20 protein-coding genes are annotated in these 21,723 nt (G+C 68.7%); 9 read left to right on the top strand and 11 right to left on the bottom strand.

Going from position 1 to position 21,723, the window contains the following annotated elements; genetic code table 11:
* The first annotated feature begins 17 nt into the window (after positions 1–17).
* The gene (locus tag ACWGJP_RS03675) at positions 18–419 is read left to right on the top strand and encodes an SIP domain-containing protein (protein ID WP_452328393.1); all 402 of its coding nucleotides are present in this window, start codon (positions 18–20) and stop codon (positions 417–419) included.
* 142 nt (positions 420–561) lie between these two features.
* Here the strand turns inward: ACWGJP_RS03675 and ACWGJP_RS03670 are convergent, their stop codons facing one another.
* Positions 562–1,017: an adenylyltransferase/cytidyltransferase family protein gene (locus tag ACWGJP_RS03670; RefSeq protein WP_452328392.1), complete on the bottom strand. Its 456-nt coding sequence runs from the start codon at positions 1,015–1,017 to the stop codon at positions 562–564.
* 154 nt (positions 1,018–1,171) lie between these two features.
* On the opposite strand from ACWGJP_RS03670, the gene ACWGJP_RS03665 reads away from it, so the two are divergent.
* On the top strand, positions 1,172–2,392 hold the full coding sequence (locus ACWGJP_RS03665) for a glycosyltransferase (RefSeq protein WP_452328391.1): 1,221 nt from the start codon (positions 1,172–1,174) through the stop codon (positions 2,390–2,392).
* Here the strand turns inward: ACWGJP_RS03665 and ACWGJP_RS03660 are convergent.
* The 4 genes from ACWGJP_RS03660 to ACWGJP_RS03645 form a co-directional block, all read right to left on the bottom strand.
* Entirely contained in the window at positions 2,389–3,822 is a 1,434-nt protein-coding gene (locus ACWGJP_RS03660) for a glycoside hydrolase family 16 protein (protein WP_452328390.1), read from the bottom strand. The genes ACWGJP_RS03665 and ACWGJP_RS03660 overlap by 4 nt on opposite strands.
* A gap of 104 nt (positions 3,823–3,926) precedes the next feature.
* Positions 3,927–4,445 carry a serine acetyltransferase gene (locus ACWGJP_RS03655; RefSeq protein ID WP_452328389.1) on the bottom strand — a complete coding sequence of 173 codons (519 nt, stop codon included), beginning with the start codon at positions 4,443–4,445 and terminating at the stop codon, positions 3,927–3,929.
* Between the two features lie 2 nt (positions 4,446–4,447).
* Positions 4,448–5,329, bottom strand: coding sequence for a glycosyltransferase family 2 protein (locus ACWGJP_RS03650; RefSeq protein ID WP_452328388.1), 882 nt, complete (start codon positions 5,327–5,329; stop codon positions 4,448–4,450).
* 82 nt (positions 5,330–5,411) lie between these two features.
* On the bottom strand, positions 5,412–6,734 hold the full coding sequence (locus tag ACWGJP_RS03645) for an O-antigen ligase family protein (RefSeq protein WP_452328387.1): 1,323 nt from the start codon (positions 6,732–6,734) through the stop codon (positions 5,412–5,414).
* Between the two features lie 115 nt (positions 6,735–6,849).
* On the opposite strand from ACWGJP_RS03645, the gene ACWGJP_RS03640 reads away from it, so the two are divergent.
* A complete protein-coding gene (locus ACWGJP_RS03640; protein ID WP_452328386.1) occupies positions 6,850–8,382 on the top strand; it encodes a hypothetical protein in 1,533 nt (510 codons plus the stop codon).
* Positions 8,383–8,440: 58 nt separating this feature from the next.
* On the opposite strand, the gene ACWGJP_RS03635 is transcribed toward ACWGJP_RS03640, so the two are convergent.
* From ACWGJP_RS03635 to ACWGJP_RS03610, 6 genes are all read right to left on the bottom strand, one after another.
* Entirely contained in the window at positions 8,441–9,172 is a 732-nt protein-coding gene (locus ACWGJP_RS03635; RefSeq protein WP_452328385.1) for a CDP-alcohol phosphatidyltransferase family protein, read from the bottom strand.
* Positions 9,169–12,600 carry a fibrinogen-like YCDxxxxGGGW domain-containing protein gene (locus tag ACWGJP_RS03630; protein WP_452328384.1) on the bottom strand — a complete coding sequence of 1,144 codons (3,432 nt, stop codon included), beginning with the start codon at positions 12,598–12,600 and terminating at the stop codon, positions 9,169–9,171. Before ACWGJP_RS03630 ends, ACWGJP_RS03635 begins: the two co-directional genes overlap by 4 nt.
* Positions 12,601–12,629: 29 nt before the next feature.
* A complete protein-coding gene (locus ACWGJP_RS03625; RefSeq protein ID WP_452328383.1) occupies positions 12,630–13,229 on the bottom strand; it encodes a hypothetical protein in 600 nt (199 codons plus the stop codon).
* A 159-nt stretch (positions 13,230–13,388) separates the two neighbouring features.
* The gene (locus ACWGJP_RS03620; protein WP_452328382.1) at positions 13,389–14,885 is read right to left on the bottom strand and encodes a hypothetical protein; all 1,497 of its coding nucleotides are present in this window, start codon (positions 14,883–14,885) and stop codon (positions 13,389–13,391) included.
* Complete coding sequence (locus ACWGJP_RS03615) at positions 14,882–15,646, bottom strand: WecB/TagA/CpsF family glycosyltransferase (RefSeq protein ID WP_452328381.1); 765 nt, start codon at positions 15,644–15,646, stop codon at positions 14,882–14,884. Before ACWGJP_RS03615 ends, ACWGJP_RS03620 begins: the two co-directional genes overlap by 4 nt.
* A 4-nt stretch (positions 15,647–15,650) precedes the next feature.
* Complete coding sequence (locus tag ACWGJP_RS03610; protein WP_452328380.1) at positions 15,651–17,180, bottom strand: sugar transferase; 1,530 nt, start codon at positions 17,178–17,180, stop codon at positions 15,651–15,653.
* A gap of 349 nt (positions 17,181–17,529) precedes the next feature.
* Between ACWGJP_RS03610 and ACWGJP_RS03605 the strand changes: the two genes are divergently transcribed.
* From ACWGJP_RS03605 to ACWGJP_RS03580, 6 genes are all read left to right on the top strand, one after another.
* On the top strand, positions 17,530–18,696 hold the full coding sequence (locus ACWGJP_RS03605) for a low temperature requirement protein A (protein WP_452328379.1): 1,167 nt from the start codon (positions 17,530–17,532) through the stop codon (positions 18,694–18,696).
* 90 nt (positions 18,697–18,786) lie between these two features.
* Complete coding sequence (locus tag ACWGJP_RS03600; protein ID WP_452328378.1) at positions 18,787–19,776, top strand: intradiol ring-cleavage dioxygenase; 990 nt, start codon at positions 18,787–18,789, stop codon at positions 19,774–19,776.
* 28 nt (positions 19,777–19,804) lie between these two features.
* On the top strand, positions 19,805–20,065 hold the full coding sequence (locus ACWGJP_RS03595) for a twin-arginine translocase TatA/TatE family subunit (protein ID WP_452328377.1): 261 nt from the start codon (positions 19,805–19,807) through the stop codon (positions 20,063–20,065).
* 3 nt (positions 20,066–20,068) lie between these two features.
* Positions 20,069–20,863 carry a twin-arginine translocase subunit TatC gene (gene tatC, locus ACWGJP_RS03590; protein ID WP_452328376.1) on the top strand — a complete coding sequence of 265 codons (795 nt, stop codon included), beginning with the start codon at positions 20,069–20,071 and terminating at the stop codon, positions 20,861–20,863.
* A 1-nt stretch (position 20,864) separates the two neighbouring features.
* A complete protein-coding gene (locus tag ACWGJP_RS03585) occupies positions 20,865–21,251 on the top strand; it encodes a Sec-independent protein translocase subunit TatA/TatB (RefSeq protein ID WP_452328375.1) in 387 nt (128 codons plus the stop codon).
* A 203-nt stretch (positions 21,252–21,454) separates the two neighbouring features.
* Entirely contained in the window at positions 21,455–21,709 is a 255-nt protein-coding gene (locus ACWGJP_RS03580) for a hypothetical protein (protein WP_452328374.1), read from the top strand.
* Positions 21,710–21,723 lie beyond the last annotated feature (14 nt).

The following is a 21,723-nucleotide window of genomic DNA, read 5'->3' as shown; positions in this document are numbered from 1 at the left end:
TTACCTATAGTTGTCCCGTGACCACTGCGCATGAGCACCTCGACGACCCGGACTGGGAGAACCTCGGCGGGCCGGCGCTCATCGCGGGGGACTCCCACGACCTGCAGACGATCCGATCGATCTGCGCGCGGTTGCCGTGGGACGCCCAGGGTGTCGTCCTGCTCGAAGCCGCCGCTCGGATCCAGATCCGGCATATCGATGTGCCCGAGGGCGTCTCGGTCCGATGGCTGATGCGCGGCGACGGCACACAGGCGCGCCTGCGCGGCGAGCGGCTGGCCGCCGCCGTGCATGCCTGGTGCGTGGAGTGGACGTGCGGGGAGCCGGCGATGGAATGGACCGTCTGGCTCGGGCCGCACATCCCGCCGCGCGTCGCGCAGATGGCGCGCAGCCTGCTCGGCGTCAGCGCGCCGGAATCCTGAAAGACCTCATGCCGCTTCGGTCTCGGGCGAAACGCCGAACCGGCATGATCGCGGAACGCTGATCACCAGCATCCGCACCGCGGGTCCTCGGCGGGCAGGGCAGAACCGACGAGGACCCGCGAACCCCCTTAGGGGGACGGGATCAGCCCTGTGCGACGAGACCGCCGGACGAGGCGCCAGCGGTGATGGCGTCGAGGGCGCGCCGCAACGAAGAGCTCGAGGTGTGCGCGGTGTACGGGAAGTACACGACCTCGACGCCCACCTCGGCGAACTCGCGCTCGAGGCGCAGCCCCTTCTCGGTGCCGCGCCAGTCGTCGCCCTTGAAGAAGTGCGTGAAATGCACATCGCGCCAGGCATCCATCTTCGACGGCGTCGTCTCCACGTGAACGTGGTCGACGAACGAGATGTGGCGCACGATCTCGACGCGCTCCGCGGTCGGGATGACGGGCTCGATGCCCTTCACCTCGCGCAGCATCTCATCGCTCACGACGCCGGCGATGAGAACATCGCACTGCGACTTGGCATGACGGAGCAGGTTCAGATGCCCGACGTGGAAAAGGTCGAATGCCCCAGCGGCATAGCCGATACGCGTCCCCATGATCTCCCCAGATCAGATTCCCCAGTAGAGGCGGCCCCCACGGCCACCAACGGCTCCCACAGCCGTATCTGCCGAGTCTAGCGGTTCCGGCCCGCGAGCGCACCCGTTCCCGTGCCGTCGTGGCGCAGACGCATAGCCTGACGTGACACGATGGATGTCGGCATCCGGCGCGATCGAAGGGGGACTCATGGCGCTCGACGTCACCGTCGTCGTCCCGACCTTCAACGAACGCGACAACGTCGCCGAACTGATCTCCAGGATCACCGTGGCCCTGCGCGGGCGCGACGCGGAGATCCTCTTCGTCGACGACAGCAGCGACGACACCGCATCCGAGGTCGCGCGCGTCGCGGCATCCGCCGCTCTGCCGGTGCGCGTCGTCCACCGCGAGCACAACACGGGAGGGCTCTCGGGAGCCGTCGTGCGCGGGCTCGCCGAAGCCGGCGCCGACCTCTGCGTCGTGATGGACGGCGACCTCCAGCATCCGCCGGAGCTCATCCCTGCGATGCTCGACCGGCACGCCGTCGGAGATGCGGACGTCGTCGCCGCCTCGCGGTACATCGGGGGAGGGGACTCGCAGGGCCTCGGCACGGCGGTGCGCTTCGGGGTCTCGAGAGCGGCCACCCTCCTCACCAAGGGGATGTTCCCGCGGCGGCTCGCCGGGAGCACGGATCCGATGACGGGGTTCTTCCTCGTCGACCGCCGGCGGATCGATCTGCCCGGCCTCAAACCTCAAGGCTTCAAGATCCTGCTCGAGATCCTCGCGCGATCCGACGTCCGCATCGCCGAGGTGCCGATGGAGTTCGCCGAGCGCAAGCACGGCACGTCGAAGGCGAGCATGCGGCAGGGCGCCACGTTCGCCCTGCATCTGGCGAGGCTGCGGTTCGGCAAGATGTCGCGGTTCGCGATCATCGGCGTCGTCGGCGCCGCCGCGAACCTCGGGATCATGTGGGCGTTGACGGCGCTGGGGATGCCGTATGTCTGGGCGGCGATCATCGGCGCCGAGGCCACCATCATCGGCAACTTCCTTCTGCAGGAGCGCTTCGTCTTCGCAGACATGCGCTCGGATGCGCGCAGCGCCGGCGTTCGCTTCCTCACCTCGTTCGCCTTCAACAACGTCGAGGCGGCGCTGCGGATCCCGATCATGGCGCTGATGGTCGAGACGTGGCACATCTCGAGCGTCCTCGCCACGGCGATCTCGCTCGTCGTCGCGTTCTTCGCGCGGTTCCTGTTCCACTCGCTCGTCGTGTACGCGCCGCGGCGGGGACGTGCGGCGGGGGAGACGACGACGGCGGCGTCCGAGCCGAAGCCGGACACCGCCGCCGTGCGGATCATCCGCGCCATCGACGCGGAGGCAATGCGACCGGGCGAGCTCTAGAGCTTCGCCGCCTGCAGACCGCTCCACTTCGCGACCACGGCGCGGGGCGCTCCCTTGGAGAGATACGACATCACGTGCACCGTGCCGGTCGAGCCGGACGGGATCGTCGACGTCTTCGACACCTGCCAGCCGGGCTGCGTCTTGCCCGCCACCCAGGCCTTCGCCTTCACGGTCGTGCCGTCGTAGGACACGGCGACGGTGATCTTGCTCCCTGCGGCGTAAGTGCCCGCCGCGCCGAGATAGCGCTCCTGGAGCACGACCTGCTTGCCGCCCTGGACGCGGTACAGCGTCAGATAGAGACTGCCTCGCGCCTTGATCGCCACGGTGGCGCGGAATCCGCTGTCGCCCTTGGTCGAGGACGCCGTCTGCAGCGAACCGTAGAGGACGCCGCTGCCGAGGTTCGACGGCACGGTGAAGGTGACCTGCGCGCGATGCGGCGCGGTGATCCTCGTCGTGTATGCGCGGGTCGTCATCGCTCCTGGCGCGACGGTCGCAGAGCCGGACTGCACCAGCGGCTGCGTGACGACGGGAGTGGTCGGCGCGGGAACCGGTGCCGGCGCGGGAGCCGGGGCGGGCGCCGGCGCGGGAGTGACGATGCCTGGCGTGGTGCCGTTCGGGGACCAGCTCCACACCTTCAGGCTCGTGAGCGTGATCGTGGAGGACTTCCACGTCGAGGCCGGCGTGCCGAGCGAGCAGTTCGTGAGCTCGGCGCCGCAGCCGATCTGCATCGTGACGCGCGGGTACCAGGTGGCGTCTGCGCGCTCGAAGATCTCGTCCCAGTCGAATCCGGCCGGGACGTCCTCTGGCCCTGCATCCAGCATCACCTTGCCGTCGACGCTGAGCACGATGCGGTCCGGCGTCTTCTCCATCACGTAGGTGTGCGTCGCCGTCGGAGAGGTGTTGGACAGCGACGACCAGGCGACGGAGCCCTTGGTGCTGCGGTGCCCGGCGCCGTACTCGTTGTGCAGCGTCGCCGTCACGCGGTCGTCGGCTCCGAACACCTCCATGAGGTCGATCTCGCCGTCTGCGCTGTCGAGCGGGCGCAGCCAGAGAAGCGCGGGCCAGAGACCCGTGCCGTGCGGGGTCGTGCCGATGGCCTCGACCCTGGCGTAGTTCGGGATGCTGATCCCGGTGCCCTTGGCGTCGCCGGAGGTGTACGCGCTGCCGGAGTAGCTCTCCCGCTTGCCGGTGACGGTGAGGCCTGCGTCGCTGAAGGCGACGTTGCCCGGGCGGTCGTAGGACAGGGTGTTGGATGCCTGTCCGGTCTCCACCTTCCACAGGGTCGGATCGGAGAGATCGACGTCCTGAGCGAGGGTCCAGGTGGGGGTCGGCGCGGATTCAGCGGCGAGGGCGGGGGCCGCCACCAGCAGGGAGGCGGTGACGGAGGCGGCCGCGAGTGCGGCCAGGATCGTGCGTCGCGGGTGCGTCATGTATGTCTTCACTCATCTTCGGAACCCCCTCCGCGGATAAAGTAACGAATGCATCACAGCATGCCCAGAGGCGCGCGTCAAGTCGGGCGGTCGGCCGCGAACCCCTACGGAAGCCGTATCTCGCTCGCGGGGGAGAGCACGATCGCACCGGCAGGGACGTCGCGGAAGACCACGGCGTTGGGCCCGATCCTGGCATTCTCGCCGACGGTGATCGCTCCGATCACGACCGCTCCGACGCCGATCTCCACACCGTCGCCGATGGCAGGGCAGTCGTTCTTGCCCTTGCGGTTTCCCAGGGTGACACCCTGGCGCAGCATCACGCCCGCGCCGATCGTGCTGGCAGGGTTCACGACGAGGCCGACGCCGTGACGAAGGCGCAGACCGGGGCCGATCGAGGTGCTCACGGGCAGCTCGATGCCCATGAACCCCTCGGTGATGAGCTTGTACGATCCGCCGACGACGACGAACATCGCCCGGGCGAGCGGCCCGCGCGAGCGGCGCCAGCGCTGTGCGGAGCGCAGCCAGCGGAGCACGAACCTGCTCTTCGGATACGCGGAGTTCGCCGCCTTGTCCGCGCTCCACTCCATCCGGAAGCGCTGCCGCGGCGACATGCCGACAGTCATCGTCACATGCCCCGGCCGCGCTTGTTCAGCGCTGCCACGACGCGCTCACCAGAGACGACCCCGAGCCCCACCATCATCGCGAGATACGCGCGTGGCTGCCTGGCGTCGTGCTTGATCGCGCGTCGCGCCCATGCCCGCGCCTGTGGGCGGTCGCCGAGAGCGCCGTGGGCGAAGGCGATCTGGCCCTCGATCCTCGCCTGACCCTCGCCCGAACGGGCGAACTCCGGATGCTTGTCGAGCAGGTAGCTCAGGCCATCGACGATGCCCTGCCACTTCTCGCTGAAATAGCTCGTCCGATCCCAGTGGATGATCGTCAGGGCGTCGGGGACGGCCACGACGCGACCCGTCTTCGCAGCGCGGAGCAGGACGTCGTAGTCCTCGCCGTACGATGCGGGCAGTTCCTCATCGACGAGGCCCAGATCTCCGCGCAGCGCCGAGGCTCGCACGAGGAAGGACGAGGGGTGCAGCTCGGTGATGCGCGAGCGGAGGAGGTCGTCCAGCACCACGCTCTCGGGCGACAGCCGCTGATGGATGCCTCCCGCGGAATGTATCTCGATGCCGGTCGCCGCGAGCACCGTCTTGGCGTCGTCGAAGAGCGGCAGCTGTGCGGCCAGCTTCCCCGGCTTCCATTCGTCGTCGTCGTCGCAGAAGGCGATGAGATCCGCCGTGGCGGCGGTGATCCCGGTGTTCCTCGCACCGGCCAGGCCGGGAGTCCGGCTGTTGTGCATGGCGCGGATCGTGTGCGGACCGCGTTCGAGGTCGGTCAGCTCGTCGATCTCGGTGCCGTCATAGACGAGCACCACCTCGATCGGGGCCGCGCCCTGCTGGGCGAGCACCGATGCGACGGCGCGACGAAGAAGCTGCGGACGATTCCGTGTCGCCATGACGACACTCACGATCGGTTTCACCATCGACTCCCCAAGTCCTGGTCGAACGTCGCGCATCCCCAATCATGCGCGACTCCCCTCATGATAGCGGGAGTCTCTGCTTCCTGCCCAGGACGCGTGCGCGCCTCGGCGGCGCGGGAGCCTCATCGCGCTCCCTGATGACGACGGCCGCCGCGGCGAAGGTGAGGATCAGCCCGTACGGCAGCACGCCGTAGAAGAACACCTCGACGAGGATCACCAGCTGGATCGCATGCATCACGAGCATCGCCGTGCTGCGCACGCGCCAGGTCGCGAAGAACATCCAGGCCAGGGCTGCCAGGAACAGCACGAGTGCCGGGAAGCCATGCGAGAACATCACCATCCAGACATGGCCCTGCGTGCCGGCCGATGGCGCATCCTCGACGAACGATGGACGGGGCGCGCCGTACCCGAAGAGCGGAGACTGCAGGGTTCGGGTGAAGGTCTCGTCGTAGAGGTTCGCTCTATCCCGTGTCGACGTGCTGGTGTCCAGCCGGTCGGTCAGGCGATCCAGGATCCCCATCGAGAGCGCGGTGATGACGAACGCGACGCCGACGAAGGCGAGCAGGGCGACCTGCCTCAGCCGGCCGGCCAGGGCATACCGGAAGAGCATGTAGGCAGCCGCGACGCCTAGACCGACGAACATCCCGCGGTTCAGCGTGAGAAAGGCGGGCACCACCGAGAGCGGCACGAGGACCACGAGAGCCCAGAACCGGCGACCGCGGCGGATCATCGTCATATAGGCGATGACGGCGGGGAGGGTCAGCGAGTACACGTTGCCCCACCCGTTGGTGTAGAGGAAGGGCGCGGAGGGGCGCGGGTCGATCTGCAGCCATCCGTCCGGGTTGTACTGCGTGAAGCGGCGGACCACCATCTCGCCGATCAGCTCGTTCGCCTGCAGGCTCTGCGGGAGGATGTAGGCCAGCGGCGTCCGGAAGGAGGCGACGGGGAAGAACACCCCGGCGTAGCCGCCGAGCACGGCCCACAGCCAGAACACCGTGATCACCCCGAGCACGTACCGCGCCGTCAGCGTCGCCCTGGCGTTGTAGACGTAGATGAACACCACGGTGACGGTGAGATACAGCAGCGCCCGGTAGACGAAGCCAATCATGCGGCCGGAGGTGTCGATTCCGATGATCGAGCAGAGCATCAGCAGGATGAACAGCAGCCAGAGCGCGAACCCACGAGGGATCATCGTGCCGCCGCGGCGGATCATGAGCACCACCATGCAGGCGGCGAGCGGGATCCAGACCATCTCCGCGGCACCGAAGCCCCACCAGAGCGGGAACAGCGCGAGCATCGCCGTGAACGGCCAGCGGGGCAGGTCCGGGCGCGCGCGAGACGCCGCGGCATCCCCCGCCGTGCGTGCTCTCAGCGTCGTCACGCGTCCTCCGTATATCCCCAGGCTCACCACCTAGAATAGACAGCCGGGCCTGCGCGTGCCTGTGAGGCTGTGGGAGCCTCTGCAGCGCATCGTCGCATGAGGAGGGGGAGCCTTCGTGAACGAGGACCAGGACAGAACCGCATCGCTGGGGTTCGAACAGTACGTGTTCGTGCTCAAGCGGCAGTGGCGCGTCGTCGCTGCCGTGACGCTGCTCGGCGCACTGATCGCGGGGGCGTATCTCGTGATCGCACCCACCACGGTGACGGCCACGACGACACTGAACCTGAACGTCATCACCACCGATCCCTTCAACCCCCAGCGCGCGGCATCCGGTCTGCTCGATGACGTGACGGAGGCGGATATCGCGAGCTCTCACGTCGTGGCGGCGAGAGCGGCCGAGGCGATGAGCGAATCGCTGACGGCAACCGAGATCCGCCAGGCCTCGACCGTGTCGACATCGTCGGGTGCGACGGTCGTCAAGGTGGCTTTCGACGGCGACTCCGCCGCACAGGCCATCGAGGGCGCAGACGCCGTCGCGGCGGCGTACCTCGCCTTCCGCAGCGAGCAGGCGGACGCGCGCATCGAGGTCATGGTGGGCAACCTCGCCGAGCGCATCGACGCGCTCAACGCGACGCTCGCGACCGTGAACGAGACGATCGCCTCCTCGGGGCAGGAGACCGCCGCCTACGCGCAGGCGACCACGCAGCGCTCGCAGATCCTCACCGAGCTCGACGGCCTGCTCTCGCAGCGCAACGAGCTCCAGAGCGTCGACACGACGGGTGGCATCGTGCTGACGGCGGCGGAGGACAGCACCCTCGACTACTCGCCCGGGCGAACGATCACGCTTCTCACCGGCCTCGCCGCCGGCCTCGTCCTCGGCGTGATCGCCGCGTTCGTCCGCAATCCCTTCGACCGACGGCTGCGAAACCCCGTCGAGATGTCGCGCGCTCTGGATGCGCCCGTCTTCGTCTCGGTGGATGCCCGTCGCGAGGACGTCCCGCCGGTCGGCGAGGCGGCGGATGCGGTCAGGGTCGCCCGTGAGCGGATGCTCGCCGAGCTCTACCTCGGGTCGACGGTGCTCGTGCTCGACGCCACGCGCGCGAGCTCGGTATCGACCACGGCGATCAACCTGGCGGTCGTGACCGCGCAGGTCGGCCACGACGTGCAGCTGCTCGTACCCGAGGCGGAGGACGCGGTGCGCGCCAAGCTGGAGGAGGCCCTCGAGCTTCAGGGCGACGGAGAAGGCCGGTTCCGTTCCGCACGCATTCCCGCCCTCTCCTACGTGCAGCCGGAGGACACGGGCGACGAGAACCAGGGAGACCTGCTCCTGACGAGCCAGGCGCACGCGGTCATCGACGCCACCCCCGAGGACGCGCTCACGTTCCTCGTGCTCACCTCCTCCGCGCACCCGGCGACGATCCTCGCCGCGCTGCGTGTCGCGCAGGCCGTGGTCATCGTCACCCGCGAGAAGGAGACGCTTCTGCCTGAGCTGCGCTGGCTGCGCGAAGAAGCCGAGGGCATCGAGACTCCCGTGATCGGCGCGGTCGTCGAGCGTGCGGCCCGGCACACCGAGAACCGCGGTGTGCTCGGTACCCGCCGGAGCCGGCGCGCACCGCAGCCCGAGCAGGTGCCGGTTCTCACGGAGTGAGGGCCACACGAAGAAGGCGGCATCCGATTTCTCGGATGCCGCCTTCTTCGTGTGCTCGTCAGCGCTCTGCGAGCTTGTGGTACTTCCGGCGCATCGATGCCGCCGTGTGCACGGCGTTGATCACGAGCAGAGCCGTGTAGACGACCGCGAACAGCGGCGGCACCGCCCACAGGGCGAACGCCCAGCACAGCACTCCCGTGTCGGTGGGGAGCAGCATCAGCGACTTTCGCACGCCGGATGCCTCGGCGGGCTCGCCACCGCGGTTGCGCACCAGCTGCTCGGCGAGGATCTGGCTCATAAACTGGCCGCCGGTCATGACTGTGAAGCCGAGCGCGACCACGGCGAGCCAGAGCAGTTCCGGCGTGTGCAGGAACACGGCGATCGCCACCGAGACGTGGATCGCCGGTGTGCGGATCGCGTCGACGACATGGTCGAGCCACTCGCCGGCCGGGCTGCTCTTGCCGGTCAGCCGTGCGACCTGCCCATCGGCGGAGTCGAAGACGTAGCCGGCGGCGAGCAGTGCGGCGGTCAGCAGTGCCGACCACCAACTCGGCCCGGCCGCGATCAGGACCACGAGACCGGCCGCGGAGAGGACGGCGCTCAGCAGGGTCACCGCGTTCGGGCCGAGACCGGCGGTCGCCGCCGCGGCGGCGACCCCCCTGGCCAGCCGACGGTTGATCCACCGCGTGTACGCCGGGACACCCGCCCCGCTCTTCTGCGCGCGGTTCAGATCATCGAGGTGCGTGCGGAACGTGCCGCGCCCCGCGATCGTGGCCGTAGCGCCCGTCATGACGCGACCGCCTCCATCTCGAAGCTGTGGCTCGGCGTGGTCCGGTAGTTCGAGTGGACCTCGACGGCGATCGTGTTGTCCCCGGTGTGCAGCAGAGCCAGCGGCACGTCCAGAACGTAGGGGTTCGCGAGCACCGCCGTCGAACCGATCGCCGAACTCGCGTAGGTGTTCAGCGTCGTCGCGCCGGCCGGCATGTTCTTGCGGCCGACCTCCGTGCCGTTCACGTAGACGACGATGCCGTCGTCCGCGCGGGTCGTCAGGGTCAGCGCGTCGAAGTCCACCGCGTCCAGGGAGACCGTGGTGCGGTAGTAGCTCGTCAGCGGACGGGGGCTCAGCGAGGTGTCCAACGCGGTCGCGATGGTGCTGTATCCCCAGCCGAACGTGCCTGCCCCGGTCGCCCAGGTCGTGTCGTCGTATGCCTCCGAGGCCCAATCGCTCGCGAGAGCGGCGGTCGGGAAAGCGTACGACCACGTGGACCCGGTCGCGAGAACCGTCTCGGTCGTGGGCTCCGGTTCGGGCTCCGGCTCCGGCTCGACGACCGGCTGCGTCCCGATGGTCGCCTCGGCGGTCAGCTCGAAGCTGTGGCTCGGTGTCGAGCGGTAGTTCGAGTGCACCGAGGCGCTGATCACGTTCGTGCCGGTCGTGACGAGGTTGCCCGGAACCGTGAACGTCACGGGATTGGCGAGCGCGTTCGCAGCGCTGATCGCCGAGGTCGCGTAACTGCCCACCGCGGACCCGGTCACATTGCTGCGCCCGATCTCGACGCCGTTCAGGTAGACGACCACCCCGTCATCGGCACGGGTCGTCACCGTCACGCTCTCGACCTTCGAAGCATCCGCGACATCGAAGCTGCGCCGGTAGAACGACACGATCGGCTTCGAGGTCTCGGACGAGGTCAGGGTGGTGCCGAGGCTTGCCTGTCCCCAGCCCAGCGGCGCCGCACCGGTCTGCCAGGACGACGCGTCGTAGTCCTTGGAGGTCCAGGTGCCGGCCGGGCCCGCGTTCGTGAACAGGTAGCTCCACGTCGACCCGGCGGCGATGAGCGTCGCCGTCTCCGGCTCCTCCGGCTCCTCGGGCGGGATCACCGCGGTCACGGCCGCCGTGGAGGCGGAGACGTTGCCGCGGGCGTCGACGGCGCGTACGAAGTAGTGCGTGCTGCTCGGCGCTGCCGGAAGCGTCAAGGACGTTCCGGTCACCGTTGCGACGACGCGGTCGTTGCGCAGCACCTGGTACGCCTTCACCCCGACGTCGTCCGTGGCCGCCGACCAGGCGAGATCGACGCCGCCGGCCGCGACCGTCGCGGTCAGCCCGCTGGGCGCGGTCGGTGCGGTGGCATCCACCTGGGTGTGCCGGACGAAGCCGCCCGACCACTGCCGAGAGTAGTTCGACCGCATCGAGTTGGTGTAGTCGCCGCCCTGCCAGAGCTGGCCGGTCGAGTCGACGAACAGCGCCCATACGCCCTTGCCGCCGCGGGTGTAGAACGCTCCATTGAAGTCGTTCACGCGAGCGCCGGTGTCCGCGCTCCACGCGCCGGAGCCGTAGATCGCGTCCGCGGAGGTCCAGTTGGTGCCCACCGTCGGCCATGCCGTGGCGCCCTCGTACTGCGTCTCGAAGCAGTGGCATCCGCCGTAGACGTTCTCGCCGTCGGTCGCCAGCGACTGGAAGTCGCCACCGGCGAGGCCGATCGTGGAGGTCAGCATCGCGAAGTCATCGCGGTCGTAGCTGACCAGCGAGTGCTCCGACCCGGCGAGCCAGACCCGGTCGCCCACCTCGAGGACGGCCTGCTGGTAGCCGAGGCGTCCGCCGTCACGGTTGGAGAAGTGCACCTGCCAGTCGTACAGCTCGTTCCCGGTCGCCGAGACCGCTGCGGCCTTGTCCGCCGTCTGGGAGCGCGACTGGTTGAAGAAGCCGGCGAGGTAGACGCGGTCCCCGTTCGCGGAGGCGTCGACATCCATGACGGTTCCGTTGAGCTCGGGGTTCCACGTGGAGTCCGGCGTGCCGTCCACCACGGAGAGGCGAGCGGCGCCGCGCGTGTACTGCTCGGTCAGCGAGGTGCCGCCAGCCGAGTGCGTGAAGACGCCGGCGACGTAGAGCCAGCCGTCCTGCACGTCCATCGAGCGCACGATGGGAACGCCGCCGGACAGGTAGTTGATCAGGCGACCCGTGAAGGCCGTGTCCACGGCGCCGGTCGTTGCGTTGAGGACGACGAGCCCGGCATAGGGCTGGCCGTTGACCTCGGTGAAGTATCCGCCGGCCGCGACGCGGTTGTTCGGCAGCGCCGCCAGCGCCATCACCTGGTTGTTGAAGGTGGGGCGGAACGTCGTGACGAACTCGGCCGTATCACGGCTGAAGGCCGCGAGGTACTTCTGCGAGACGGCGCTGCCGCCGCTCGCGTTCTTCTGCACGGAGGTGAAGTTCCCGCCGACGAAGACGGTGCTGCCGACCTCGGTGAAGGCGGAGACCTCGTTGCTCGCCTCCACGGAGGAGGGGCCGGCCCCGAGACCCGCGACGCCCCAGTTCTGCGTCTGCGCGAAGCTGTCGGCGACGGAGGCGTACGTCTGCGCCGCCGTTCCCGTCTCGGGGATGGCGGTGAAGAGCGCCGTGCTGGTCAGCTTCGGCCGGATGAAGACCTGCGTGAACGGCCGGGCGTAGCCCGTGCTGGTGTCCTTGGACCACAGGTAGCTGGTGGCGCTCGGGTTGCCTCGCAGGTTGCTGCCGAAGCCGAAGCCCATCTTCCACCCCTGCGTGGCCGTGGTCGCCATGCTGACTCTGGCGTAGTTGTTGTCCGCGCCGAAGTTCGCGGTGTAGGTCCCGTTGCCGCTGACCGTGCGCTTTGTGCCGTCGATCGTGTAGGTGTTGACGCGCTGCTGGTTGTTGAACTGCCAGGTCCACGAGTCGCGAGGGCTCTTCAGCGTGAACGTCAGGTCCTGCCACGTCGTGCCGGCCTGGTTGGTGGCGCGGACCAGCCGGATGCCGTCGGTCATCGCCGAGATGGGCTCGCCGTTGTTCAGCTGATCGATCGTCTCGCTGGAGAGCTGGCGCGGCACGAAGGCATCCGTGCCGGTGACCGTGCCCCGCACCTGTGCCGCCGTACCGGATCCCGCGTTCGAGACCGACCAGTCCTCGCGGCCTCGGCCGATGAGCACCCATCCGCCGCCGTTGCGCGTCTGGTCGCAGTAGAACTGCTCCGCGCCCTTGGTCATCGCCGGCGTGAGCAGCCAGTAGACGCCATCGGGGGATGCGGGATTGTTCTGCTTGATCTCCCAGCAGGATGCTGCGGCCGTGAGCTCGGTGAGACCGTCGGCGGCAGGCAGGGCCGGCTCGTCGACGGCGATGGCCGCAGTCGGAACGAGCAGTGCCGCGAGCGTCACCACCGCACTGGCGGCTGCGACGGCCAGGCGGCCGCGGCGGAAGGGTGTGCGATTCATGTCAGGGTGCCTTTCTTCAGCAACCGCGTTCAGCATTTCGGGTCGTTCGGGAAACTGTGGGCGGTGATCCGCCAGGTGCCGTCGTCGCCCTGTGCGAGCGAGAACAGGTGCAGCGCGCGCTCCGCGCGCGCCGACGGATCGCCGATCGGTTCGCCTGCGGCGTCCTCGATCGTGACCGCGGACGAGTCGATGCATGCCGTCACTGCAGCGGTCGCCGGCGAGGCGTCCGTGTCGAGGTCGGTGACGTCGGCGGAGATGAGCTCGGGGGTGCCGGTCACGGTCCAGCCGTTCGCGGCGTACTCCTGCCACTGGGCTTCGAGCTCGGCGGCATACGAGTCCGCGGCGACATCGCGGAGCAGCTCTTGGAGGTCGGCGGACGTGCCCACAGAGGCGATCGGCGCCGCCAGGGCGGTCTGGATCACATCGAGCGCCTGATCCTCCTCGAGCTCGCCGACCTCCGTCGGATCGGCGGCAGGAGCCGGTGTCTCGGTCACGGACGCGGTCGGCGCCGGCTGTCCGGATTCGGACCCGCTCGGCGATCCGCCGGATCCGAGCGCGATGGCGACAGCCACACCTGCGACGGCGATGATGAGCGCTCCGAGCGCGACCCAGAGAGTCTTGCCGCGCATGCGCGCGACGCTCCCCTTAGAAATGTCCCCAGACATTGAATATCCCCAGTTTTAGATGCTCGTCCCACCGAGCGCGCAGTCCCGTCGAAACGTCTGCGCTTTCCCCAATGCGCGATCTTACCACCGGCAAGTGCGCGGAGGGAAGAGTGATATATCGGATTATCCGCGGCGCTTGAGAAGGCTCAGGTCGTCGAGGTGGAGCCGAGTTCTGTCCTTGGCGCACCACACGATGAACAGGGCGCCGCCGACGAGTGTCGCGACGATGAGGCCCAGCCACGTCGGGCCGAGCAGGAGGCGCGCGGCGACCGCGGGCACTCCGATCGTCAGCACGGCGACGAGCAGAGGGTAGAAGCTCGCTGCGGGCGAGATGCGCAGCTTGAGGACGTACCGCACCTCGATCGTGGCGAGGGCCGCGTCGAGTGAGAAGGCGATGGCCCAGGCCGCGGCGGCCCCCGCGATGCCCCAGATCGGAACGAGCAGGTAGATGAGCGCGATGTTGACGGCCACGGCGATGGCCTTGTTCATCGCGGCGAGGCTGCTGCGGCCGCTCATCAGCAGCAGGGATTGGATGTTCCCCGCCAGGAACGTCACGATCGCACCGACGGACATCAGGATGATCACGGCATCGCCCTCGATGAACGCCTCGCCGACGAGGGACAGGGCCACGGGAGCGAACGCCGCGAGGAGGAGGTAGACGGGCGTGCTGAACAGGACGAGCCAGATCGTGGCGGTGCGGTATACCGCCTGAAGCTCCTCGTGATCTCCGCGATGCATCAACCGGCTGAACGTGGGGGAGAACACGACGCGCAACGCGGTGTCGATGATGAAGCCCGAGGAGACGAACCGGCTCGCCGCGCCGTAGACGCCGGCGGCCGCCGGTCCTGCGAGGAAGCCGATGACGACGACGGCCAGCCACAGCAGCAACTGCTCCACGGAGGCCGCGAAGATGCGCGGAACGGCGTAGCCGGCCGTGGCTTTCGGGATGTCGCTGCGGAGGAACCCACGGCTCGCCCGCGTGCCGTGGCGTCTCAGCTGGAGCGCCAGGACGACGAGTGCGATCGCGAGCAGCGGGACGAACGGCAGCGCCCAGGCGATGGCGACGCCGCTGAGGCCTGCGCCGACGCCGACGGCGATCGCCACGACGAGGGGCCGCACGGTCGGCAGGGGGATGTTCCCGACGAACACGAATGCACTCACCGAGCCGAGCGCGCGCATGGACGAGACGGCGGTCTGGAACATCGACGCCAGAGGGAGGAAGGGCGCGACCGCGCGGACCGCGTCCGCGACGGGGTCGCCAGGGCTGCTCGCCTCCATCAGCTGTGCGCCGAGGAGGAGCACGAGGGCGGCGACCACGCCGCCCAGACCGGAGACGATCACCATGAACCACCCGGTGGGGCGGATCATGTCGCGACGGTCGTCGAGGAGCCGCGGGAGGATCCAGACCGACGCGGAGTCCATGCCGAGCCGCGACACGGCGAGGGCGATCGTGAAGACCCCGATCGCCTGCAGGACGACACCCGAGCCCGCGTCTCCCAGCAACTGGCCGAGCACGATGATGAGCACGAGGCCCATCACCGCGCTGATCGCCGCCCCGACGAAGCTGAGCGCGCTGCCGCGCGCGAACTCCCCGCGAGACGTCTCGGATGCCGTGCTCATGCGCTTCGCCCGCGCAGCTTCTGCCTCGCGACCGCCAGCATGAAGGAGGGGTTGCCGAGCAGGTAGCGCCTGGCGAGCCGACGCGGCTCGATCATGAGTCGCCACAGCCATTCCAGGCCGGCCTTGATCATCCACGACGGTGCGCGCCTGTTCGATCCGCTCAGCCAGTCGAACAGGCCGCCGCAGGTGAGGACCGCGGGGGGCAGCCGATCCCGGTGGGCGTCCACCCAGAGCTGCTGCGCAGGATCGCCCATGCCGACGAAGAGGATGCCCGTGCGGTGGCCTGCGATGTCGTCGAGCACGGCGTCGACCCCGGCATCCTTCACGTAGCCGTGGTGCGTGCGCAGCTCCAAGCCGGGGATCCTGGCGCGCAGTCTCTCGGCTGCGGCCTCGGCGACGCCGTCCGCGGCGCCGAAGAAGTAGGCGGGGATGCCGGCGTCGGCCGCCGCCCGGAGGATCGGCTCCGCGAGATCGGTGGTCGCGAGCCTCTCGGGCAGCTCTCCGCCGAGGATGCGTGCCGCCCAGACGACGGACTGGCCGTCGGCGTAGTTCGTGCTCCGCGCGAGGAGGCTGCGGAAAGAGGCGTCCTTGCGGGCCAGATTGCACACGTGCGCGTTCACGCCGACGGAGACGTCGACGCCGTCGCTCCGGGCCATCTCGATGACGCGCGCGACGAGGGAGGCCTCCGTGAACGGGACGACGCGCACGCCGGACACGTCGACGGACGCCCCGTCACGGACGGGCGATGCAGGTTCGCTCACGGAATCAGTATGCCCCGCTCGGCTGCACCATGACCTTGGCCGTACGCCACATGATCTGGAGGTCGTTCATGACCGACCAGTTCTCCACGTAGCGCAGATCGAGGCGGACGCTCTCGTCCCACGAGAGATCGCTGCGACCGGACACCTGCCAGAGGCCCGTGATCCCCGGCTTGATGTACAGCCTGCGGTACACCGTCCCGTCGTATGCCGTGACCTCGCTCGGCAGTGGCGGGCGAGGCCCGACGACGCTCATGTCACCGACGAGGACGTTCCAGAACTGCGGCAGCTCGTCGAGGGAGAGCTTGCGCAGGATCTTCCCCACCCTGGTCACGCGGGGGTCGTCCTTCATCTTGAAGAGGAGACCCGCGCCCTCGTTCTGCTCCTTGAGCGCGGCGAGCTGCTGCTCGGCATCCGTCTTCATGGAGCGGAACTTGACGATCTTGAAGGTCCTGCCATCGCGACCGACGCGCTCCTGGAAGAAGAACGCAGGGCCCGGCGAGTCGAGCTTGATCAGCGGGATCAGCACGAGCGAGACGAGACCGATCGGGATGAGCGCGATCGCGGAGACCACGATGTCGAGCGCCCGCTTGAGCAGGTGCACGCCGCCCTCGTAGGTCGGGATCTTCACCTGGATGAGGGGCAGGCCCTCGACCTGACGCAGCGAGATCCGTGGGCCGGCGACATCGGTCAGGCGGCTGGAGAGCACGAGCTCCGAGGCGGTGCCCTCGAGCTGCCAGCTGAGATGCTTCACGAAGTCCGGGTCGCCCTCAGGACGGCTCGCGACCATGATGGTGTCCGCGCCGAATTCGGTCGCGGCAGCGGCGACGGTGTCGACGCTGCCGATCACGGGGTACACGCTCTCGCCGTACACGAGCGAGTCGCCATCGTGATCGAGCAACGTCGTCCCCACGACGTGATACCCGTTCTCCCCACTGGTCTGCAGCGAGTCGATGACGTACTCGACATCGGCGGTGTCGCCGACGACGAGCGTCCGCGACACGTAGTGACCGCCCAGGCGCTGACGCTGCAGCCACCGGCGCCAGGTCCACCGCGCGACGAGGAGCCCCAGCATCCCCAACGGCAGGGCGATCAGCAGCTGCGGGCGGAGCCCTTCCCACTCCAGCAGCACGCCGATGATCGCGAGGAACCCGAAGGCGAGGCCACCGGCATGCGCGACGCGACGGTACTCGGCAGCCCCGGAGCCGAAGATCGCCGCGGCGCGCGTGTTCAGCGCGCTCAGCATCAGATACCAGCCGACCGCCAGCACCACGCCGCCGCGCACGACCACGCCGACCGGTGTCCCCAGCACGAGCAGCTGGACGACGGCGGTCAGCGCGGTCGCGGCGACGATGATCGCGGCGTCGGTCAGACGCAGGCGCATCCGGTACCGTCGCTCCCACAGCTGACGGCGTTCGAGCGTCGCGGAGACCCGCGGCGCGACGACGGTGCGCGATGCGACCTTGGCTCGCGATGCGGCAGGCGTGAACGTCGGCGTCGAGCGAGTGAGCCCCAGCGCCTCCTCGACGGACGTCATGCCAGGGCCTCGCGAGCCTCATATGTACGCAGATTTCCCCAGTGCGCCATGATTTCCCCAGATTTTCCCCAGACCGCACGCGATGTGCATGCGGCATCCGCCTGCATTCCCGACCCCTCGGGTTCTGCTGCTCCTCACGACCCCACGTCGCACGGTGTGGATCGCCGTTCCCACACGGCGTCCGATGCAGCAGAACTGCAGACGTCGATCACTTTAGCGGATCCTGAACGTCTGCGGAAGATTTATCCCCCGAATGGATGAAAACGGCGGATGCGGGCTTGTCCGTCGACCGGGGGTCAAAGTCGTCGCACGGCACGGAGGCGTCCGGAGGCAGGTCTACTCTGTTGCGATGACCGACCAGCGCACCGCACCCCGGTTCCGGATGACACGCATGCTGCCCCGCGACCCTGGGCAGCCGCATCGTGTCGCGAGCACGCTCGAGCTGTTCTTCGACCTCGTCTTCGTCGTCGCGGTCAGCACGGCGTCCGGGCAGTTACACCATGCGATCGCCGAGGGGCACGCGCTGGAGGGGCTGGTCTCCTACGCCTGCGTCTTCTTCGCGATCTGGTGGGCCTGGATGAACTTCACCTGGTTCGCCAGCGCCTTCGACACCGACGACTGGGTGTACCGGGTGACCACCATCGTCCAGATGGGCGGCGTGCTCGTTCTCGCCGCCGGCATCCCGAATGCGTTCCACGGCGACTTCCTCATCGTCGTCATCGGCTACATCATCATGCGCATCGCGATGATCTCGCAGTGGCTGCGGGCTGCGAGCAATGCGGGGCCGCTGCGCGGTGCGGCGCTCAAGTACGCCGGCGGCATCGCGGTCGTCCAGGTGCTCTGGGTCGTGTTCCTCTTCCTGCCGGAAGGCATCCGGCTGCCCGCCTTCGTCGTCTGCGCCCTTCTCGAGCTCGCCGTGCCGGTCTTCGCCGAGTACCGCAACCAGACGCCGTGGCACCGGCATCACGTCACGGAGCGGTATGGGCTGTTCACCCTCATCGTCCTCGGCGAGAGCCTGCTCGCCTCGGCGAACGCGATCATCGGCGCGCTGCAGGATGCGGAGAGCATCGGTCCTCTCATCGCCATCGCCGTGCTCACCCTCATCGCGACAGCGGCGATGTGGTGGATCTACTTCTGGCCGGAGCACCACCACTCGGTGGACACGCTGCCCCGTTCGCTGCGCTACGGGTACATCCATTACTTCGTCTTCATGGCCGCGGCCGCCTTCTCTGCGGGCATCGAGGTCGAGATCGACGTGATGATGGGCGAGAGCGAGCTCTCCTCGCTGGCGGCCTCGTTCTCCGTGACGATCCCGATCGCGGTCTTCCTGCTGGGGATCTGGTTCGTCGCGATCCGCGAGAACGCGGATCGCGTGGTCAACACCGTGGTCCCGATCGGTGCGCTGCTCGTGCTGCTCGACCCCGTGATCCCCGTCCCTGTCACGCTGACGGCCGGCATCCTCGCGGTGATCGTCGCCGTGCTCGTCATCCGACCTCCGGTCGAGCGCGTCTCATAGAAAGCACATAGATCTGGCATAGCTCGCTGATCGGCTCCTCGGGAACCATGGGTCTCACCCACCACGGTTCGGCACGAGAGGAGCACGATCATGAGCCGCATCCCAGAACCCATCGAGACCCCGGGCGGCCCGACCTACGAGGGCCGTCTCCTCGACCGACCGGACGAAGAGGTCGTCGATCAGGGTGCCCCCTTCGACCTGCGCACACTGATCAGTCGTCGGAGCGTGCTCAGCATCGCCGGTCTCGGCGTCGGTGCCGTCGTCCTGGCGGCCTGCTCGGCGACGGCGAGCTCGTCAACGTCGGGCACGACGTCGACCTCGTCGGGCGAGGGCACGTCCTCGACCGGCACGACGGCCGAGGGGGAGATCCCCGATGAGACCGCAGGCCCCTATCCCGGCGACGGGTCGAACGGTCCTGATGTGCTGGAGGAGACCGGCATCGTCCGCCAGGACATCACCACCTCGATCGATGGCTCGGCGACCGCAGACGGCGTTCCCCTGACGTTCGAGCTCGAGGTGCTCGACATGGCGAACGACGATGCGCCGTTCGAGGGCGTCGCCGTGTACGCCTGGCACTGCACCGCCGAGGGCGAGTACTCGATGTACTCCGAGGGCCTCGAGGACGTCACGTATCTGCGCGGGGTTCAGGTCGCTGATGCGTCAGGCACCGTCTCTTTCGCCTCGATCTTCCCCGGTTGCTATTCGGGCCGCTGGCCGCACATCCACTTCGAGGTCTACCCGGACGTCGACTCCATCACGGATTCCGCCAACGCCATCGCCACTTCGCAGCTGGCCTTGCCCGAAGACGCCTGCGACGCGGTGTACGCGGATGCGAGGTACGACGGGTCGGCGCAGAACCTCTCGCAGATCACGCTCGCCAGCGACAACGTCTTCGGTGACGACAGCGCGGCCCTGCAATTGGCGACCGTGACGGGCGATGCCTCGAACGGGTACACCGCGACCCTGCAGGTACGCATCGACACCTCGACCACGCCGAGCGCCGGAGCCGCGCCAGGCGGCAGCGGAGGCCCCGGGGGATCCGGAGACTCCACCGGGCCGGGCGAGCCGCCGTCCAACTGAGACCAGCTCACACGACAGGAGAACCGACATGTTCCAGAACCTCACAGGGTGGCACGCCCTGATCATCCTCGCCATCGTCGTCCTCGTCTTCGGGGCCACCAAGCTCCCCGCTCTCGCCCGCAGCGTCGGGCAGTCGATGCGGATCCTGCGCTCGGAGGCGCAGACACCCGAGGCGGCGAGGGCGGATGCCGTGGAGGCGGCGGTCGCAGAGGACCAGAGCGGGCACGCGCATGCCGCGGCCTCCGCCGGTGCGGCTTCCGATCGCCCGAAGCTCGCCGCAGCGGAGTAGACCATGACCGGTCCCGCTCCGACGATCACGGAGACGCCGCCCGCCGGGCGGATGCCGCTCGCCTCGCACCTGCGGGAGGCGCGCACCCGCGCCTTCCGCGCGACGGCGGCGCTGCTGATCTCCGTGATCGTCGGATACCTCCTGTCGGGAGTGATCCTGGAGGTGCTGCGCGCACCCATCACCGCGCTCGCCGAATCCCGCGACGCGAGCCTGAACTACGACAGCATCACCGGCGCCTTCGATCTGAAGCTCAAGATCGCCCTGTACGCGGGCCTCGTGATCGCGATCCCGGTGTGGCTCTACGAGCTCTTCCGCTTCCTCGCGCCCGGGCTCACGCGACGCGAGAAGAAGTACGCCTTCGGGTTCCTCGGGGCCGCGATCCCGCTCTTCGCCGCAGGCTGCACGCTCGGCTTCCTCCTGTTCCCCCGCATGGTGGAGCTCCTGGCGAGCTTCGCCGACAGTGAGGATTCGACCCTGCTGCAGGCCTCGTACTACGTGGACTTCGTGCTCAAGATCGTGCTCGCCACCGGCATCGCTTTCGTCCTCCCCGTGTTCATCGTCGTGCTGAACCTCCTCGGACTGCTCGCCGCCCGGACCGTCGCGAGGAGCTGGCGCATCGTGATCGTCGCGATCGTCGTGTTCAGCGCAGTGGTGACCCCGGCCGCCGATGTGCTGTCGATGTTCCTCATCGCGATCCCGATGGCCCTGCTTTTCCTCGCGGCGCTCGCCATTGCGTGGTGGCACGACAGGGCGGCGGACCGGCGGGCGCTCGCGCACGTCCAGGAAGCGAGAGCATGACATGTTCGGGTTGACGATCGAGAAGCTCTTCCTCGTGGCGCTGGTCGCTGCCGTGATCATCGGGCCGCATCGCCTCCCCGCGTACGCTGCCCGACTGGCAACCATGCTGCGACGGCTCAAGGACGTCGCCGGCGAGGCACGGAAGAGGGCGGAGGAGGACAGCGGCGTCGCTCTCGTCCGCGAGGACTGGTCGGCGCTGGACCCCCGCCAGTACGATCCCCGTCGCATCATCCGCGACGTCTGGCAGAGCGAGGATGCTGCGCCGGAGCATCCGCCCGTCGAGCCCGCCGGTCGCTGGGTCGTGACCGGGTCCTCGGCGCACCCCCGGCGGGTGTGGATGCCGGCTGATCCGGTGTCCGAGGACGAGGTGCTCGCGGCCTCGAGTTGACCCTTTCGACCCTCTGTCAGGGGGTGCCTGCTAGACTGGGTGACGCAACGTGAACGATTCGCCGCGATTCGGCGCATCACGTCGCCACTGATCAGGGCCATCACGGACCACGCACACCGACGCGCGCGGCATCCGCCCTCGATCTCACGAGAACGTGAGGCGCGCCTGCGCGCGCCCGCCCCAGAGCAAGAGCAAGCAACACCATGAGCATCATCAACGACACACTGAACTGGAAGCAGGCCGACGACGACGTGCACGTCGCGACGCGGGACGGCGAGTTCGCCGGCTTCGTCGAATTCGACGGCGACGCGCACGTCCTGCGCGACGAACGAGGCACCGACCTCGGTGCTTTCTCCACCCTCGCCGACGCCCGTCGCGCCCTCGAGACGGCTGGTCGGCCGGCGAAGCACCCGCTGCGGCTGACGCTGCGTCGCCGCGTCCGCCGGGCGAGGGCCTGACCCCCGCTGGATCG

This window comes from Microbacterium sp. NPDC055903, assembly GCF_053615555.1.
Note: the sequence above shows the minus strand (reverse complement) of the source record. Positions and strands in the feature narration are given on the sequence as shown.

Excerpts from the sequence above, each read along its gene's own strand:
- ACWGJP_RS03600 (WP_452328378.1), top strand. The coding sequence starts at position 18,787 with ATGAGCCGCATCCCAGAACCCATCGAGACCCCGGGCGGCCCGACCTAC.
- ACWGJP_RS03620 (WP_452328382.1), bottom strand. The coding sequence starts at position 14,885 with ATGAGCACGGCATCCGAGACGTCTCGCGGGGAGTTCGCGCGCGGCAGC.
- ACWGJP_RS03655 (WP_452328389.1), bottom strand. The coding sequence starts at position 4,445 with ATGACTGTCGGCATGTCGCCGCGGCAGCGCTTCCGGATGGAGTGGAGC.
- ACWGJP_RS03630 (WP_452328384.1), bottom strand. The coding sequence starts at position 12,600 with ATGAATCGCACACCCTTCCGCCGCGGCCGCCTGGCCGTCGCAGCCGCC.
- ACWGJP_RS03605 (WP_452328379.1), top strand. The coding sequence starts at position 17,530 with ATGACCGACCAGCGCACCGCACCCCGGTTCCGGATGACACGCATGCTG.
- ACWGJP_RS03650 (WP_452328388.1), bottom strand. The coding sequence starts at position 5,329 with ATGGCGACACGGAATCGTCCGCAGCTTCTTCGTCGCGCCGTCGCATCG.
- ACWGJP_RS03585 (WP_452328375.1), top strand. The coding sequence starts at position 20,865 with ATGTTCGGGTTGACGATCGAGAAGCTCTTCCTCGTGGCGCTGGTCGCT.
- ACWGJP_RS03580 (WP_452328374.1), top strand. The coding sequence starts at position 21,455 with ATGAGCATCATCAACGACACACTGAACTGGAAGCAGGCCGACGACGAC.
- ACWGJP_RS03595 (WP_452328377.1), top strand. The coding sequence starts at position 19,805 with ATGTTCCAGAACCTCACAGGGTGGCACGCCCTGATCATCCTCGCCATC.
- ACWGJP_RS03635 (WP_452328385.1), bottom strand. The coding sequence starts at position 9,172 with ATGACGGGCGCTACGGCCACGATCGCGGGGCGCGGCACGTTCCGCACG.
- ACWGJP_RS03660 (WP_452328390.1), bottom strand. The coding sequence starts at position 3,822 with ATGACGCACCCGCGACGCACGATCCTGGCCGCACTCGCGGCCGCCTCC.
- ACWGJP_RS03625 (WP_452328383.1), bottom strand. The coding sequence starts at position 13,229 with ATGCGCGGCAAGACTCTCTGGGTCGCGCTCGGAGCGCTCATCATCGCC.
- ACWGJP_RS03610 (WP_452328380.1), bottom strand. The coding sequence starts at position 17,180 with ATGACGTCCGTCGAGGAGGCGCTGGGGCTCACTCGCTCGACGCCGACG.
- tatC (WP_452328376.1), top strand. The coding sequence starts at position 20,069 with ATGACCGGTCCCGCTCCGACGATCACGGAGACGCCGCCCGCCGGGCGG.
- ACWGJP_RS03670 (WP_452328392.1), bottom strand. The coding sequence starts at position 1,017 with ATGGGGACGCGTATCGGCTATGCCGCTGGGGCATTCGACCTTTTCCAC.
- ACWGJP_RS03665 (WP_452328391.1), top strand. The coding sequence starts at position 1,172 with ATGTCGGCATCCGGCGCGATCGAAGGGGGACTCATGGCGCTCGACGTC.